This is a genomic window from Roseivirga sp. 4D4 (genome assembly GCF_001747095.1).
Taxonomy (GTDB): Bacteria; Bacteroidota; Bacteroidia; order Cytophagales; family Cyclobacteriaceae; genus Roseivirga.
The window spans coordinates 724,945-743,095 of sequence record NZ_MDGP01000001.1; the positions used below are offsets into that span (position 1 = coordinate 724,945).

13 protein-coding genes are annotated in these 18,151 nt (G+C 41.6%); 3 read left to right on the forward strand and 10 right to left on the reverse strand.

Going from position 1 to position 18,151, the window contains the following annotated elements; all coding sequences use genetic code 11:
• The first annotated feature begins 130 nt into the window (after positions 1-130).
• On the forward strand, positions 131-784 hold the full coding sequence (locus BFP97_RS03170; protein WP_139135166.1) for a molybdopterin-guanine dinucleotide biosynthesis protein MobB: 654 nt from the start codon (positions 131-133) through the stop codon (positions 782-784).
• A gap of 531 nt (positions 785-1,315) precedes the next feature.
• Here the strand turns inward: BFP97_RS03170 and BFP97_RS03175 are convergent.
• From BFP97_RS03175 to BFP97_RS03205, 7 genes are all read right to left on the reverse strand, one after another.
• Complete coding sequence (locus tag BFP97_RS03175; RefSeq protein ID WP_069841022.1) at positions 1,316-2,860, reverse strand: RagB/SusD family nutrient uptake outer membrane protein; 1,545 nt, start codon at positions 2,858-2,860, stop codon at positions 1,316-1,318.
• A gap of 28 nt (positions 2,861-2,888) precedes the next feature.
• Positions 2,889-6,203 (reverse strand): SusC/RagA family TonB-linked outer membrane protein, encoded by a 3,315-nt coding sequence (locus BFP97_RS03180; protein WP_069841023.1) that lies wholly within the window; start codon positions 6,201-6,203, stop codon positions 2,889-2,891.
• 201 nt (positions 6,204-6,404) lie between these two features.
• Positions 6,405-7,442, reverse strand: a complete 1,038-nt coding sequence (locus tag BFP97_RS03185) for a FecR family protein (protein ID WP_069841024.1) — start codon at positions 7,440-7,442, stop codon at positions 6,405-6,407.
• A gap of 84 nt (positions 7,443-7,526) precedes the next feature.
• Entirely contained in the window at positions 7,527-8,054 is a 528-nt protein-coding gene (locus tag BFP97_RS03190) for an RNA polymerase sigma factor (protein ID WP_069841025.1), read from the reverse strand.
• A gap of 305 nt (positions 8,055-8,359) precedes the next feature.
• Positions 8,360-10,600, reverse strand: a complete 2,241-nt coding sequence (locus tag BFP97_RS03195) for a sodium-translocating pyrophosphatase (RefSeq protein ID WP_083262404.1) — start codon at positions 10,598-10,600, stop codon at positions 8,360-8,362.
• Positions 10,601-10,736: 136 nt separating this feature from the next.
• Positions 10,737-11,438, reverse strand: coding sequence for an SDR family oxidoreductase (locus tag BFP97_RS03200; protein WP_317039310.1), 702 nt, complete (start codon positions 11,436-11,438; stop codon positions 10,737-10,739).
• A 1-nt stretch (position 11,439) separates the two neighbouring features.
• A complete protein-coding gene (locus BFP97_RS03205; RefSeq protein WP_069841026.1) occupies positions 11,440-13,812 on the reverse strand; it encodes a TonB-dependent receptor in 2,373 nt (790 codons plus the stop codon).
• A 95-nt stretch (positions 13,813-13,907) separates the two neighbouring features.
• Here BFP97_RS03205 and BFP97_RS03210 point away from each other — a divergent pair, with 95 nt between their 5' ends.
• On the forward strand, positions 13,908-14,522 hold the full coding sequence (locus tag BFP97_RS03210) for a MarR family winged helix-turn-helix transcriptional regulator (RefSeq protein ID WP_069841027.1): 615 nt from the start codon (positions 13,908-13,910) through the stop codon (positions 14,520-14,522).
• Here the strand turns inward: BFP97_RS03210 and BFP97_RS03215 are convergent.
• A complete protein-coding gene (locus BFP97_RS03215; protein WP_069841028.1) occupies positions 14,519-14,821 on the reverse strand; it encodes a DUF3817 domain-containing protein in 303 nt (100 codons plus the stop codon). The two genes, BFP97_RS03210 and BFP97_RS03215, sit on opposite strands and share 4 nt — an antisense overlap.
• Before the next feature lie 55 nt (positions 14,822-14,876).
• On the opposite strand from BFP97_RS03215, the gene BFP97_RS03220 reads away from it, so the two are divergent.
• Positions 14,877-16,181: a M28 family metallopeptidase gene (locus tag BFP97_RS03220; protein ID WP_069841029.1), complete on the forward strand. Its 1,305-nt coding sequence runs from the start codon at positions 14,877-14,879 to the stop codon at positions 16,179-16,181.
• On the opposite strand, the gene BFP97_RS03225 is transcribed toward BFP97_RS03220, so the two are convergent.
• Together BFP97_RS03225 and BFP97_RS03230 are read right to left on the reverse strand one after the other, a co-directional pair.
• Positions 16,168-16,584 (reverse strand): GNAT family N-acetyltransferase, encoded by a 417-nt coding sequence (locus tag BFP97_RS03225; protein WP_069841030.1) that lies wholly within the window; start codon positions 16,582-16,584, stop codon positions 16,168-16,170. The genes BFP97_RS03220 and BFP97_RS03225 overlap by 14 nt on opposite strands.
• Positions 16,585-16,709: 125 nt before the next feature.
• Positions 16,710-18,134, reverse strand: coding sequence for an alpha/beta hydrolase family protein (locus BFP97_RS03230; RefSeq protein WP_069841031.1), 1,425 nt, complete (start codon positions 18,132-18,134; stop codon positions 16,710-16,712).
• Positions 18,135-18,151: the final 17 nt, after the last annotated feature.

Below are 18,151 nucleotides of genomic sequence, written 5' to 3' on the forward strand. Positions count from 1 at the left end.
CAAAAGTTGGAGTTCGTATTCGAAACGAATTTTCTTTTATAAATGGATCTAATTGCTTGAAAATCCGAGTGTTTGGAATGATAGTTGTTGATTACAATGTGAGAATTATGTTGAATTAAAAGTAATGGATATGAGGAGAAGTAAGAAGATATTCAGTTTTGTCATATTGGTGCTGTTGAGTATTTCCACAGTTATGGCAGCTGGCATGGACACAGATGTGAATGACAAGAAAACGAAAAGAGCAAAACGGGCAGAGGCGAAAAGACTAATTAAAGAAGAGAAGATCAGGAGTAATAGTGATCAGCTCGTTCAAAGGCTGGAAGCACAGGATTTAGTTATTGTAGATGACGGTGTTCGTCACGGAAGTTATCCTGAGTCTGGGCTGGTAAACTTCTTTAGAATTGAAGGTGATACTTTGACTTTTCAGCGAGTAGGAGGAGGCTTTATAGGTACGGGGGCACAAGGGACCAGAAGTTTTTACAAATCTCAAGGCCTTATACAGGACATAGTAATTATGGAAAGGTCGGACGGTCGACCTGTAAGAGCAGCCATCTTCTACTTAGATCAAATTACAATGGACCCAATGCGTGCTTTGGTTTATGTTTTTGAAAACCGTTTGGAAGTAAGGAATGACGATGGTACGGGAGTAGAAATTAGAGGTAAACTGAAAAGCATTGATCAAGCGAATGTACTTGAGATAGGCCAAAATTCGGTAAATATGTTATTCAGAAGTAACCCTTTTGTAACTCCAAGAGGAAGGAGCTTTGGAAGTAGGGCTTTTTAATAAAATTGACTGACAATAATTGAAAGGATCCCTGGCTGCATAGTCGGGGATTTTTTCTTTGTAGAAGTTTAGGTGACGAACTGGCGGAAAAGAAATTATGTCGGCATTGTCAGGTATAATTGTCAATGAGTTGTTATTAATGTGGGGTAGGAAAAATTAATTTTTCTATATTGAACCCTATAAGAATAAAAAAGCTGGTTCTCGTATAGAACCAGCCCTCTAAACAAATTACATACTGACTAAACGAAAGCGAAGTATGTTTCTTTAGTGCTTCATTATTAGCAGAAAGGGACTGTTTACTGTCTTTTTCTGCATTGCACTTATCTCCTTTATTTCTTCGAGGCGTAGTTGTTCGTTTAAGGCACTGAAGTTTTTCATTGTGACTTACATCTTTACTAATTTGATCTAGCCACTATTTTTTCAGTTAAAACTCCTCTCTGAAAATGGAGTGTTCATAATTCAACTCTCATCGTCAGGTTAATTTGTTGATGAGGGATGTTCGAATAACACCCCTCATCAATCCTTCATTTCTTATTCTGACCCGTCAGGGTTGCCTAAACCACCAAATGTGTAATTCGGTATTCCGAGTGCCTCTAGTTCAGAAGCAGGAACCGGCATACTTAATGGTGTACCAGGAGGAAGTTTTAAGTCCTCTGTCGTTGTAATTCTTCTGGCTAAATATCCGTTTGTCGAAGCATGCCAGCTAAGTTCTACTAAGCGCTCGTATGTTACTTCTCTTAGTAAAACATCGTCACTTTCCGCTCCTGTCAATGCAGGAAGTCCGCCACGATCTACACGGGTGGCATTGATCAGTTGCGCTGCCTCTGCTTTGTTACCCCCAGTTCTAATAAGGGCTTCCGCTCTCAATAGATTGTTCTCGGTAACCGTAAAGTGCGGCATAGGACCAACTAGGTTGTCATTGACAAAGTAGATGTAACGGCTGTAGCTATAGTTACCGAAGATGTAGAACCCACGATCAGATCTGAATGGAACATTACTGTTGTAAGTAAAGTCTGTCAAAATTCTCTGATCTCTCGGAGTCGTAATCTCTGGGTAGCTTAGCACATTGTCTTGCCATGGGTAAGGAGCTGTAGCATTATTAGGATCCGTATCCGCAGGGTTTTGAATGTCTCTACCTCCAGTACCACCTTCCATCATGTTAATCAGACGTTGAGATACACGTACCCAACCTGCGAACTGTCCATTTCTCAGTGCTCTTGTCCACCATTGGTTACCACCATCACCATTCGGTGCGATGTCAATTGTTAGACCATTGGTAGTCAATTGAAGTACTTCATTCCAATCAGTTTCATTGACTGTCTGGTCTGCGTTTCTCGCAGAGAATACTTCAACTTTAGCCGCATAAGAACGAGCAAATCTAGCTGCTTCATCAGCAGGTAATGTAACACCATTGAAGCCATTGAATGTAATGTCTGGGTTTGCATCGAATATGGCAGCCGCCTCTAAGAATCTAGCTTTGGCAGCGTCTGCACATTCGCGGTATCCCGAAAACTCTAAAGAACCAAGTTCTTCATCGGTCAATTCTTCGCTCACAATAAAGCCTCTGTCAAAGATGATAGATACCCAGCCAAGTGCAAGTCCCTGCATCATTCTCGCATTCGCCAAAACGATCGGGGTATTGTCTTCACCCGTAACTGGATCAATTGCTTTGCCGTCAAAGTTGGCATTCATTACTTTAAGTACATCGTTTACAGGACCAATGGAGTTATAAATTCCCCTCCATGGGTTTCTGTTAACAAGTCTCGTTGATGCCGTATTTGAGTTAACAAATGGTCTTGGTGGTATTCTACCACCATCGAACATGGCATAGTTTGTCCATGAAGATGAGAATACCTGTGCGGCAACACTCAAGTACATGTTAGGATAAGATATCTGTGTTTGATTCCACCACTGCCCGTAAGCCCCCTGCACTAGGGCAGGGAACTCAGCAGGATTAGATAAAACACCATTAATATCTAATGCATTTAAATTTTCAACTTCTAAGTCTTCGCAACTCACAAACCCTATTAAGAGCACCGCTGCTAAGACTGATTTTATATTTCTTCTAAGTTTCATAAAAGTCTCGTTTAATGTTTTCAATCGACTAAAAGTTCATTGAGATAGAACCTGAGAAAGTTCTGATCAGTGGGAACGCATAGCCATCAAACCTTGCATTGATTCCACCCGCAGTTGGGTCAAATCCTCGGTACTTAGCAAGCAACAGCACGTTGTTTGCGATAAAGCTGAGTTGAACACTTTTGAAGACATTGGACATTCCCAATTTCTCAAGTGTAGAATTACCCAACTCGTAGTTTACAGAAAGCTCTCTAAGTCTTACATGCGAAGCATCTTCAACATATTCAGCATTCAGTCTTCGACCATTGTAGATAGATTGACGGAAAGATGTCCAGTGTCTTTGACCCTCAGGACGATCTGCCTGATCATAATCAGGTCCCAAGCCGTCTCTATCGAGTGCCTGTAGTCCAGAATTATAGACATCTCCACCAATTTGAGCTTCCCACAGCATGTAGATGTTTACATTTTTCCATCTGAAGGCTGTTCTAAGTCCTAGGTTTAGGTCAGGACGTGCATTACCAATCACTAGCTCTTGCTCTTCCTCACCAGCTTCATTAACCAAAGGCACTACACGTTCGTCATTGGTGAACTGAGTACCAGCAGGAATTACAAAACCTAAGTCGTTGATTTCATAATCATCTAGCGTAGAAGTGTTTCCTAGTCCGGCAAATTGACCATTCAAGACAATGCCATTCTCGTCTACGGTTAATTCAGATAGTGATTTAGCATATCTTCTTCCGTACATCTGAGTAAGCTCACTTCCTTCTCTCCAAATACCTGCACCTGCCGCCAATACTTGTGGTGCATTAAATTCAGTAATGGTTTGAACAGTCCTGTCAGCTACCAAGTCGAACCTTAAGTTCATGTCTTGCTTTCTGATGGCGTTGTATCCCAATGTGAATTCGAAAGTATTGGTTGATAATGTCGCAGCGTTCTGCACTTGAGTAGACCTACCACCTGTCGCAGCTACAGATATCGGCACAGTGAGTACCTGATCTCTGTTTTCCTGATTAGAGTAGGAGGCCAAGAAGTCAAAACGATCCAAGAAGTTACCACTCAAGGTAAACTCTGTCTCTGTTGTGATATTCGGCTTCAGATTAGGGTTAGCCAGTTGTTGAGGGAATGAAATCAATCCATCATTCACATTGGCTATTTCAAATCGGTCGTTGAATAGTGGTCTACCACCGGCTGTACCTAGTGAACCAGAAACTTTCAACTCCTGAAAACCTGGAATATCAAAATCCTCAGTAATTCTATAGGCAGCAGAAGCTCTGGAGAACCATTGCCATCTTTCTTGATCACCAAAGAGAGATGAACCATCATATCTCACAACAAAGTCAAGGATATACTTATCTAAGTAATCACCACCTACGGCAAAGGCATAACTGTCCGATCTTATCTGGATATCTCTGGTATCTGTAGCAGAGAAGAACTGGTAGCCAAGACCACTAGTGTCAGCCCTGGTAGCGGCAAGGTTGTTGAAGTTGCTTACACCTAAGAAGTCAGCATCAATAGTAAACCCTTGATCCTGACGATCCTCGTACTGGTACTTTAAGGTAGATCTCACATTGAAGTCACCAAAGTCTTTCACATAGGTCAATGCTGCACTAGCATTCACTGAGAAAGTCTCCGCAAAACCTCTGTCAATATCCCCTTGACCAGGATCGCCTACGACAGCTAAATAACCAGGGTTTTGGAAGGCCTGAGAGTTGTCCTGGCGTGTATCAAAACCAAAGATACCAGTGAATTTAAGGTCATCTGTGATGCTTAAATCACCTTGAGCACTACTAATGAATCTCTTTCGCACTCGCTCATTGAAGTTATTACTCAATACATAGAATGGGTTGAAGAATGAATCTAGTATGAATGAGTTGGCATCATAGTTAAATGGACTGCCATCTTCTTCATTAGGAGCAAACCAATCAGCATCTGGAGAAGCGAAGATCAAACTTCCAATATTTCTAGGTCTGCGATCATCTCTATCCCAGATATACCTGGCTCTAATGCTTAAGTCAAAGCGATCGGAGAAGTTCTGATCAACACCCACAGCAAAGTTGTAACGTCTGTTACCTTCATGAAGGTCAATACCGCCAGTAGCATTTTGCTGCTCAAATGATACACTCACATTACCAGCAGCAGTTCTGTTGCTGAGTCTTATGTAGTTTCTAAATGATGTGCTTCCAGAAAAGAAATCTTCTAAGTGATCTCTGTATCTAGAGAAAGGCACTTCATTGATAGATGGATTTTTATCCAAAGCCAGACCATCATTATCTGTAATGATGTCTCCGTTAGCATCCGTCTGCTTGTTATGAAACCTTGCTTTCTCAGGGTGACGACCTTTGTAAGTGTTCTCAGAAATTACCTCACTTCTGAAGAAGACATTGGTTTGGCCTACGGCTAAGCCTTGTCCTGATTTTGTATAGATAGCAATTACTCCGTTGGCTGCACGAGAACCGTAAAGAGTAGCTGCAGAAGCACCTTTCAAGATTTCATATCGCTCAATGTCTTGCACACTGATATCCGATAAACTTCCCTCCAGAATGGCACCATCCAGTAATACTAATGGACCATTACCTGTTCTTAGGTTAGTAGCACCTCTTAATAGTATCTCAGGACCAGCACCAGGAACATTACTTGGTGAAATTCTAAGGCCCGCTACTTTACCTACCAATGCATTTCCTGCGTTAGCAGCAGGTGCTTTAGTCAATACTTCTGAATCGACAGAAGCAATGGTAAAGGATAGCTTCTCTTTAGGCGTAGCTGCAGCCACACCAGTAACAACAACATCGTCAAGTTGCTTCGCATCAATTTGCATAACAATATTGAAAACGGCTTGATTTCCTATTTGAACTTCCTGTGTTTGGAAACCCAAGAAACGGAACTCTAGCACTTCTGCATTGTCTGGCACGGTAAGGCTAAAACGCCCATCCATACCTGTTTGAGTGCCAATTGTAGTTCCTTTCACTCTTACCGTTACTGTTGGCAGTGGTTGGTTATCCTCTACACTAACCACTCGACCGGTGAGTGTTTTTTCCTCCACTACAACCACGCGTTCGTCAGTTTCTCTGGCGCTGTTTGGTACCTGAGCGACTGATATATTCTTGTTAATCTGCTTGAAGTTCAGTGCTGCACTTCGCGAGATTGATTCAAGAATATCGGCCACAGTGTATTCGCCTTGTGGTAGATTGATTTTTACCTTTTGATTGATGTCTTTCTTCTTGTAGAAGAACTTAAAAGGTGTGATGCCTTCGATGTTTTGGAAGGCCTGTGTGATGCTGACCTCTCGAAGTTCTAAGTTAACCTTGTAATCTCTAATGCTCTGAGCACTAGTACGGTTAGCCATTAGTGATGATATCAAAAAAACTTGAAGCACTATCCCATAAAGACAGTACGTCACGCCTCGCTGCAACGAAGCCATGTATATATTTTTCATATATTTGCTCGTGTTTTTAGTTAAACATATAGATAGTAAGTCCAAGGTAGTCCTACTGCAATAGGCTGCCTTGGCATTTTTTGGGACTAGTTTTTCTTCATTGGCATTCCTTTAGTTTGTCAGTTTAATCATAATTTGTTTTTCGTTTATTGTACTCTCAAACCCCATGGTATAACCTAAGGTGTTGAGTATATTTTCAAGGCTTTGTTTCTCGAAGCTTCCCGTTCCCTCATAGGTCAGCTTTTCAATTCCTTGCCCTTTTACTTCAATATTTACATCATACCATCGCTCCAAGGTTTTGATGATTCTTGCGAGTGACATCTCTTTGAAGTTTAGACTATTGTCTTTCCAAGAGAGTACTCTTTCAGGCCTAAAAGTACTTTTAGACCATTTCTGAGAGGCTTTATTGAGGACCACCTGCTCATTGGGATTTAAGAATATCTTGAATTTATTCGTAGGGTTTTGGCTTCTTTTGACTTTCACCTTGCCTGTAGCAAGCGCAATGGAAGCACTGTCTTCATCACCATAGTCTCTGACATTGAAGGAAGTGCCGAGCGCCCTTGTGATCAGGTTTTTGGAGATGACAACAAAAGGGAGGTCTTCATCTCTGGCAACTTCAAAGAATGCTTCACCTTCTAAATGAATTCTTCGGTTGTCGATACCGAAGTTCTCATCATAGGTGATTTTCGTCTCTGAGTTGAGAATAACTTTCGACCCATCTCTTAGGTTGATGGTACTTCTGTGGCCTCTTGGCGTATTCTTTTCAATTTGTTCCGCTAAAATAGGAGTGGGGTCAGCAGCCTGATTATTGCTTGTAATAAAATAGCCGGCAGTTATCACCAATAATAAGATGGCCGTAATGATCACCCACGAATTATTTCGTCTGTTTCTTACGATAATTCTCTTTTTAGTGGGTTTCGTTCGTTCGAATCCATTGTTAGCAGCGATCTCCTTTCGGATTCTGGCTGTCAGTTCGGATTCATCTATCTCATGAATATTGCCATCATGTGTCTTCTTCCATAATGATTTCAGTAATTCATTGGTAGTTTCTTCATCGAGATCACTGATTAACCATTCATGCAGTTGATCCAACTCTTCCGGGGAGCAATCTTCTTTTAAAAAGTGATATATCAGATTTTTATCTTCCAAACAGTTAAAAAATTACGGTACCTATTAATAAATACACTGAAAAGTGAGGTTACCGTTACTCCTCACTTAAAAAATGTTGTTCACCTATATAGAAATTGAATCTGTATAGATGTGTATCGACTTAATTGCCTTCCTGATCTGACCCTCAACCGTATTGATTGAAATGTTCAACCTTTCACTAATCTCTCGGTTAGAAAGGCCCTGAAAACGACTGAGTTCGAATATGAGTCTGCGCCTTGGAGGAAGTGCTTCAATGGCTTTGTGAAGCGTGTCTTCCATTTCTTTAAAAAGGACATCTTCCATAGTGCTATTGCCCACCAACAGCGCATCGGTAAGCTCAAGTGACCCTTTATACTTTTGATTATCGCGTATTTTATTGAGGGTAAGGTTCTTGGCTATTCTAAAGAGTAGACCATCTACGGATAAGTTTAAATCCAACTTATCCCTATTGTCCCAAAACTTCACAAAAACATCTTGACATACCTCTTCTGCTTCCTCACGAGATTTCAACAGGGCATAACAGAAATTGAAAACCTTGGAAAGGTTCAAATACACGAATTCGTCCAGAGACTTTTCGTCTCCGGCTTTTAATTTTTCTAGCAACCGCTTCATAAAGCCAATACTTTAAGTACCGAGAAATACTACGCTGCTAGTCTGAAGTAATTTGTTTAGAGTGTGTTGTTTGTGTAACGAGTTTGACCAAGAAAAGAACATATAATGTTGATTGAGTTTAAATAATTGACCTAAAATGCTAACGCATCTCGCAGGTTCGAGTTTTGTAAAACTGAATATTTCGTTCAACAATCTTCAAATCCTACGTATTCAACACAATTCAACGTATGAACTCCCCTTATGTGGGAAAAAAGAAAGGTCTCGAAATATCGAGACCTTTGAAACTATCTTTATTTAAATGGTCACTATTTGACCTCAGTGATCATTTCTTCGACTTCATCCACGTGAAGTTCTTTATTATCATCATTGATCACCTTAAGATCATCAGCATGTGAACCAGTTCCTGCGATCTCTCCCAAGATAGGAGCGATCACCAAACCAATCAAACAAGTAAGCTTGATCAGGATGTTCATTGAAGGTCCTGAAGTATCCTTGAATGGATCACCAACAGTGTCACCAGTTACAGCTGCCTTATGCGCCTCTGATCCTTTATAAGTCATTTCTCCATCAATTTCAACACCTGCTTCAAATGACTTCTTAGCATTATCCCATGCACCACCGGCATTGTTTTGGAAGATAGCCCAAAGTACACCAGATACAGCAACACCAGCCATATAAGCACCAAGAGGTTCAGCACCCATTGCAAATCCGATAATGATAGGGAAGATGATCGTGATGGCTCCAGGAAGCATCATTTCTCTAATGGCCGCTTTTGTAGAGATATCAACACACTTGCCGTACTCAGGAGTAGCAGTTCCTTCCATGATACCTGGAATCTCTTTGAACTGTCTTCTTACCTCTTTCACCATTTCCATTGCTGCTTTACCTACTGACTCCATCGCCAATGCAGAGAATACAACAGGAATCATACCACCGATAAATAAGGCAGCAAGTACGTCTGCTTTGAAAATGTTAATGCCATCTATACCTGTGAATGTCACATAAGCAGCAAATAGGGCAAGAGCTGTCAAAGCTGCAGAAGCAATCGCAAATCCTTTACCGATCGCAGCAGTCGTATTACCTACTGAATCAAGAATATCAGTTCTTTCTCTTACCTCTTCTGGTAATTCACTCATTTCTGCAATACCACCAGCATTATCAGCAATAGGGCCGAAGGCATCGATCGCTAACTGCATTGCCGTAGTAGCCATCATAGCTGAAGCAGCAATACCAACACCGTAGAAACCAGCTAGCTCATAAGCTCCCCAAATAGCACCTGCAAAAAGTAGAATAGGAGCGAAAGTAGATTTCATACCAGTTGCCAGACCAGCGATAATGTTTGTTGCTGCACCAGTTGATGAGTTTTGAATAATGCTCATTACTGGCTTCTTACCAATAGCAGTGTAAAACTCTGTGAAGTAAGAAATAGCTGCACCTACAAAGAGCCCAACTAAAACAGCTCCAAATACTCTTAGAGAAGTAATCTCAACGATACCTTCTCCAAATAATTTCATTTGCATCGTTGCTGGCAACATCATATCGATAAGGAACCAGCATGCAATAGCAGTCAATATAATTGAGCCCCAGTTACCTTTATTCAAAGCAGCTTGAACTTCAGATTCTTTAGCGTCATTGTTGCTGATTCTAATCACCATAGCTCCTAGGATAGAGAAGATGATACCAGCACCCGCAATAACGAGCGGTAATAGAATTGGTCCAATACCACCAAAGTCATCAGTGATAGCTCCGCCCATGTCCTGGATTACATAGTTACCCAATACCATTGAGGCCAATACGGTCGCCACATAAGAACCGAACAAATCGGCACCCATACCTGCAACGTCACCTACATTGTCCCCAACGTTATCAGCAATAGTAGCAGGGTTACGTGGGTCATCTTCAGGAATTCCTGCCTCTACTTTTCCTACAAGGTCAGCTCCAACGTCAGCAGCTTTGGTATAAATACCACCACCGACTCTCGCGAAAAGTGCAATAGATTCAGCACCTAAAGAGAAGCCAGCAAGAGCTTCTAATACTATAGTCATATCACCAGTGCTTGTCCACTCACCATTCATAAAGAATTGGAACAAGAAGATGAAAAGGATACTTAGACCAAATACTGCCAAGCCAGCAACACCTAGTCCCATTACTGTTCCTCCAGTAAAAGATACTTTTAAAGCCTGTGGAAGGCTAGTTCTAGCCGCTTGAGTAGTTCTTACGTTAGCCGCTGTTGCGATTCTCATACCGATGTTTCCAGCCAGCGCTGAGAAGAATGCACCAATAACAAATGCCACAACAATAAACCAGTGTGTAGTTTCTACTACAGTTGAGATAATTCCCAATAAAATTCCAGCTACTACTACAAAAATTGAAAGCACTCGGTACTCAGCGCTTAAGAATGCAAGGGCACCTTCACGGATGTAGTTGGCAAGGTCTTGCATTTTTTGATCGCCTGCATCTTGGTTGTTCACCCATCGTGATTTCACGATCATTACGAGCAAGCCGATTAGACCCAGAACGGGTACTGCATAAATTAGATATGACATATTTTAAAGTCGGTTAATTTTTAAGACCCGCAAAGATAAAAGAAGCACCTAAAAAATGAAAACATGTCTAAGATTATATCTTGGACATGTTTTCTTGGGTTAACTACTTGATTGAAAGGGAGTTGTTTCTTTATTTCTAAGGCTTTAGACTACCTACGCCACCATCAATTCCGATGACTTGACCGGTTATCCAGCTGGACTGATCGGATAAGAGCAATAACGCAGAGTGAGCCAGGTCTTCTGGTTGTCCAAATCTGCCTATAGGATGACGTTTGTTTGAAGCCTCTTTCTTGTCCTCATTCGCCAGTAATCGCTCGGCCAGAGGAGTCTCTGTTAATGATGGGGATAAGATATTTACTCTTATCTGATGCATACTCCATTCTGCTGCTAGTGACTTACCCAAACCTTCAATGGCGCCCTTGGCAGTGGCAATAGAAGAATGAAAGTTCATACCAAGTTTGGCAGCAACTGTACTGAACAGCACAACAGAAGCTGTCTCAGCCTTCTTCAAACTCTTAAAGGCACCCTGCAATACTTTGATGGCACCCATTAGATTGATATCCAAATCAGATTGAAAGTCTTCAATCGACAGCCGGTGAAAGGGTTTGAGGTTGATCGTTCCGGGGCAGTACACCAGTCCATCTAGTACTTCAGGTATAAATGAAAGGTCTGGAGATGGATCTGTAATATCAAGGTCATAATGCGTGACCCCAGCAAGACTTGGATTGTTTCGAGAGGCCGAAATAACTTCAACACCTTGGTCGGATAGCATCTGGGCAATACTCTTTCCAATTCCAGAGCTTGCACCAATAATTAGTATTTTCTTTTCTTTCATCATATTAGAAGTCGATTACTACACCAATGGAAGGCAAAACATTGGAGTTATCTATACCCATGATTTCTACCAAGCTGCGTGGAGATAGCTCATTGCCATCCATATCCCTAGCTAAACCAAACTCCGGTTCTGTAGGAATTTGGGAGCCCAAGATGTTTTCCACTTCGAAGAACACATTTAGCGTCCAGTTGGTGAAGTTCCATTTTTTGTCAATCCTAACATCGATTTGATTGAATGTGTTTAGCCTTTGGTCGCCAATTTGTGAAAAGTCTCTAATGATGGCCGGATAGTTGGCAAGTGTTGCCGCTTGATCAACAGGGGCGAAAGGGGTTCTGCCAAGATATCTCATTCTGCCGCTGACTTCCCAGTTATTTCCAAATTTGTAGCCTCCGGTCAAAGTCAATAAATGTCTGCTGTCCCATGAACTAGGTAGGTAAACATCTTCGTCAAAGGCCGTATACTCACTTTTATATAGCGTGTAGGCAGCGATCAAGTAGTAATTGTTTGTGAACTTTTTCTGATAAAGAAACTCAAGTCCGTAAGTTCTTCCTAAACCTACACTGGCAATAGGTTCATTCCCCAATACAGAGAAGTCGGCTCCAAGGTTAGCAAGAGATACTCTGTCTGTGATAGACACAGGGTAATTGTCATATCTTTTATAAAAACCTTCGAGAGTAAAGCGTGCCGATGGAGTGACTAAATATTCCAAGCCTAAGACAGCATGATCACTTTGGATATATCGAGCGTTTTGATTCACTTGATCTCCGGAATTGTCCGTAAAACCTAATATCGTATAAGGTGGGATTTTATAGTATCTACCCAGTGACGCATTCAAAGACCACTTTCTCAACTTGTCGAAGGTATAAGAACCTGAAATCCTTGGGCTGAACGTTTCAAGTAGATTATTACCATCTTCTGTGAAAGTATTGGCGTCTAATCTGATGCCAAGAGACAGACTCAACCTTTCATCGTAAAAAGTTCTATTTGCCTGACCGAAGAGTCCATACCTGAGAAAATCTAAATCAGCGTTGTATTGAAAGTTATTCACCAGGTCGATCGTTTCGTTTTCATAATTGACTTGCTGAAGGCTCAGGCCTCCGCTAATGGTCCAGTCTTTTAAAAACTTAGTGTAGTTATACCTCAGTTTTGTCTCCATCTCTACAGACTTGTTCTGAAGAAATAAGCCTGTCAGGTTGATATTATCTGTGAATTGTCTAAAGTCATTTTCTAAGCGGTTGTTACTTAGCGTAGTAGTCATAAAACCTGATCCATTCTTGAAACGATTTTTCCAGCTAACCCCGATCGTGTTTGTTTGTTGTTTGATGATAGGTACTTGGTCTTGAGTAGCTTGCTCCTCTGCGTCAAATTCATCCAGTTCGTTGACACGAAAGTCATCAATCGAACCTACACCTGTCACGATCAACTCATTGTACTTATCAAACTTGTGAGTGAGCTTATATTGATAGTCCCAATAGTCAGGGAGTATTGGAAGACCGATTAATTCAAATAGTAATTGCAGATATGACCTTCTCACAGAAGCGATAAAAGAGGTATTGCTTTCCTCTCTATTGCCCTTGAATAGGGGAGACTCTAAAGTCAAAGCGGCTTCACTACTTCCTACACGTATGTTGGTCTTCATTTCGCGATTGTTGCCATTTCGCTGATCGAATTGAAGAACACCCGAAAGTACGTTGTCATATTGGGCACCAAAGGCGCTGGTGGAAAGCGTAACGCCTTCAAAGAAACTGACATTTAATAGACCTACAGGCCCTCCTGCACTGCCTTGGGTGGCAAAGTGATTAATATTAGGTATTTCAATGCCATCGAGATAATAGACATTCTCATTAGGTGCACCACCACGGATAATCACATCGTTTCGAAAGCCTCCAACGGAACCGGAAACACCAGGTAATGACTGAACCACTTTAGCGATGTCATTATTTCCTCCAGGATAGGTGGCAATTTCTTCCCGAGATAATTTCTGGATAGAGAGAGGCGTTTCTTCGATTTTCTCAAAAGGGTTGGCGATCACTACTACTTCATCCAGTTCTGAGACTGACTCCTTGAGCTCGAAGTTTAAATCAGGAATACCACCTGACCGAATGACGATACCGTACTTGATTACAGTTTCGTATCCAACGAATGAAACTTGAACGCTATAAGTTTGAGGAGGAATATTATCGATGGTGTAGAAACCTTCAATGTTTGTACTAGTTCCTAATTGAGTATCTAGTAATCGAACTGTCGCTCCGGGAATGGATTCGCCTGTTTTGGCATCCTTGACGTAACCAGTTAATTGCCCTTTGGATTGATATCCAAATACGGTGCTTCCCAGAATGAGGAAGAAAATACAACAAAATTGTAATTTATTTTTCATGTTTTAGTTCGCTTTTGGAGTAATTACGACATCAATAACAAGCTTGGATTCGAAGTGTTTAAAAAAATTTTACAATTTTGTTATAAATTGAAGGTATGGAGGAGGCGATCAAGTTATTAGAGCACTGGAAACGCTTTATAGATGAGGGAAATCAAGAGAATTTTGGGGAATTTGGTAAATGGCTGGAGCAAAAGAATCCTGAGAAACCGAATACCTATTTTTCGGAGCCATTTATGGAAGATACTAACGCCACCTTTGGTTACTATCTCGGTTCTGTAATTGGTTTTGCTGATGCATGGGAGAGGCTTACTTTCAGAGATTTATCAATCAACGGATTCATTGATTTCGGCATCTTGAAGCAAGTGCAATACGAGGCAAACCCAACTAAGAAAGAATTGGCTCGAAGAAGCACCGGAGAACAAAGCACTGTATTTGAGGCGATTAAGAGGATGCAGAAAAAAGGTCTGATCCGAGACGAGGTGGATGAGAAGGATAGAAGAGTCAAAAGGGTATATCTGACAGAAAGTGGAGCGGATGTTATACAACAAGTCGAAGGACAAGCCTTCAAACTCAGTAACCTATTAGTAGGTGACCTAACGAGTCAGGAGTTAGCAACGATTACGGGGCTATTGAAAAAACTCAATGACTTTCACCAGAACCTCCACGAAAACTATAGCAAAGAGGACGTTGCAAAGAAGTATGATCTTTAGACATACTTAATAAACATCCTTTTATCAGCCACAAAAGTCCCGAAGGGTAAAAGGGATGCGATTCCAGCAAGCATCATGGTTTTAAAAGACCACTTCTTTTCTAAGGTTACGATCAGCACAAAGATGCAATAGGCAACGAAAAGTACGCCATGGGCCAATCCGACAGGGTATGTGGGCTCTGGAATATTGAAGATATACTTCAAAGGCATACAGATGCCAACGAGAAGCAAATAGCTAATACCTTCCCAGATGGCTAGTAGACGCAGTGTTTTGAGTGACTTTGAACTTGAATGGCTCATAGATTGGCGAAAATAGTACTAAATTCGGCTCATCAAAAACCAGTTCAGTAATACTATGAAGAAGTCTTTTCGTTTCCTTTTGTGCCTAGTCGCCTTATCCTATTCAACATTAGCTAGCTGTCAAAAACAAGCAGTTATTGATCAGGCCGAAGTAACCAGAATCATCACCACACTGGCCTCCGATGAGATGGAAGGTCGAATGATTTATACACCAGGTATTGAAAAGGCTTCAGCGTTTATTGAATCAGAATTTGAGAAAATTGGATTGGAGCACCTCGAAGGTTTGAATAGTTATCGACAAGAGTTCAATATGTACTCTTTGACTAATGAAAGTACATCCGTGAGTATCAATGGTGAATCAATAAAGGGGGAGAATGTAATTGGAATGATCAATTCTGAGTCTATGACCATTGATGACGTAGCTAGCACCAATATCATTGTGGTCGGTGAGGGTGACAACATGCAGGCAAAGTTTGGGCAAGCGCGTAATATGAAAGGCAAAACGCTTATGCTAGTGAATAATGCACATGGTAGTTTATTCAGACGATTCAGAGGTTTTTTCTCCAGACCAAGTAGCGTTATGGAGTTAGATGAAGCTAATGGTATGGTAATGGTTTTGACCGATGTCAGTGAGGTCAAATCATTGAAGGTTGAAGTAAAGAATACACTTGAGACCAAAAGGCTGAATAATGTGGCAGGTCAGATTACGGGTAATAGGCCTAACGAAATTGTCCTGTTCAGCGCTCACTACGATCACCTGGGTATTCGCGGAGATGGTGAAGATAAAATCTACAATGGCGCTAATGACGATGCGTCAGGCACTACTGCAGTGATGACACTGGCTAAGTATTTTAAAGACACAGGAAAGAAGCCGGAACGTACCATCATGTTTGTAGCCTTTACTGCTGAAGAGAGTGGAGGCTTTGGCTCTAGGTACTTTTCTCAAAAGCTAAACCCAGATGAAATTGTGGCTATGTTCAATATCGAAATGATTGGGACTGCTGCTAAAGAAGGCACCAACTCAGCCTGGATTACAGGTTTTGATAAGTCGAATTTTGGAGAGCTATTACAAAAAGCTGTGGAAGGAACTGAATATAAATTCTATGCCGATCCATACCCAATACAAAACCTATTCTATAGATCAGATAATGCTACACTCGCTCGTTTAGGAGTGCCAGCACACTCGATCAGTACTACGCAGATTGATGTAGATCCTTACTATCACCAAGCGTCTGACGAAGTAAGCACAATTGACCTTGATCATATGACGAATACCATACGCGCACTCGCAGCGGCTGCAGTTCGCATGATTTCGGGTCAGGATACACCAACTAGGGTTGATCCTGCTAATGTGAGATAGGCCTTTCCATCACGACATAAGACTGCCCCTTCTTGATAAAAGTTCGGGCAGTTTCTTTTAGTCCAAACCTATGATAGAAAGAGGCCTTGTCAGCTCTGGCATTGCACCAAATGCGATTCACTTCGAGGGTTTGAACCTCTTGCATAAGGTGCTTTAGTAGCATTGTTCCATAACCTTTTCCTTGAGCCTCTACTGCAGTAGCCAGTTTTCTGAATTGAGCCTCTCGATCGTTTATGAAAAGCGAAACCACAGCCGTGAGTTCGTCATTTATAAATAGGCCATAATGAATGCCTGATTCGTCCTCAGGTAACTTCACATAGTCGATATCCTCATTCGGCCACATGACTTGGTGGCGTAGGGACCAGGTGTCCTCCGCTGTAATATTTTTAATTATTACACTCATGGGCTTAATTAAGCAGTTCTTTAGTAATCATGCAATTAAGAGTCTACTTGTTTGAAATAGGGGACAACTTCTTTTACTATCTACTGATAAGTGCGCTATCAGTGGATTGACTGAATACTCTTAAATTATTCCCGGTGCATTAAATATGGATTAGAATCAACCCAATCGTCTAGGTCGATCGTTTCGTCAAGAAGATATTTTTTGAAAAAGGCATTAAGGAACGCGGTGGTGTTTTGAGCAGCAATTGTCGGGCTGATACTTCCTGCCTCGTTGAGCTGTGGCACCCTTATCATAAATGGAATATCGCTGAAATTGCTATGCCCAGAATTACGAAGGACCAAGTTCTGGAAGTTTTTGCCTAGTGATTTTTCAAATATGTATTGATTGACATCAGGTTGGCCATAAGTGGCGCTTGAGCTTATCAAGGCAGCAGGTTTATTAAGCACAGTGTCAATTAGGCTTCCCCATTGTGCTCCATCAAGGTTGACCGCTGCCTTGATTCTTTCATCAAAGATGGCCGCTTCTATCGCTGCCGAGCCTCCAACAGAATGCCCATAAGTAGCCAATCGATCTAAATCTAGCTTCCCTTGAAGCCTGAAAGAAGGGTCTGAATTTAGCTGTGTAAGCCGGTCGATGACACTTCCCATATCGGCCGCCCAGCGCTTAACGATATCCTTGCCATAGGTTTTTGCCATTTGTGCAGTGGCCTTGCGCTTTTCATTGTTGTCATTGGAGCTTTGCAGCGTGTTTACCGCACTGGAAACATCATCATTCCAGCCCCAGCTATTGGCTTCGTTGAAGGCCATGTCAAAGAAGACATTTCTTCCGTCAGGATATTCAATACCCATGGTTTCGTGCGGATGGATAATGTTAAAAATGATAAAACCATGGCTCACAAGGTCTTCTATGATACTCAAATAGCCTGAAGCAGGCGTATAATAGCCTGGTGAAAATATCAATACAGGAAATTGGCCATCGGCAGGTTGAGCATCCCGTTGATGATGGGTTTCTACCTTATTCAGATAATTCAATGCAGCTGGTGGAAGTCCGTATTTTGTGGCAAAACCGACCCTTTCCACTTGAGGCAAATAGGGAGAGTTGACTTCAGTTGGGTCCTTTGTGGGATACCATACATTGACCATCAGTTCCCTTTTGTCGGATGGATTTTCAGTGATGGTTTCTTCTCTAGAATTCACCGGTATGTACAGTTTTTCAAGACCTACATTGAATGATCCAGTGGGTGAGGGTAGAGAAAATACTGGCAGGGCATATGCCAAGATAGCGGAGGCGACAGTCAGGATCACAGCAAAGAAGCAACCTATTACACGCATCCATCGAGAGGATTTGGTGCGCTTGAGGTAAATACCGATCAAAATGACTTCAATGAGATAGAGGAAGGACATTTGCCAACGGCCTTCACCCAGTATGAAGTGAAAGGCAAGTAGCCCCAGGCCAACGAAAGCCAGTGATTGCTTCTCTTTTTTGTTAATAAAGAGGAAAATGAGTTGTACCAGTACCAAGAGTACTAGAACCGATTCGATCAGTTGCATATGAATTGAATTTTGAG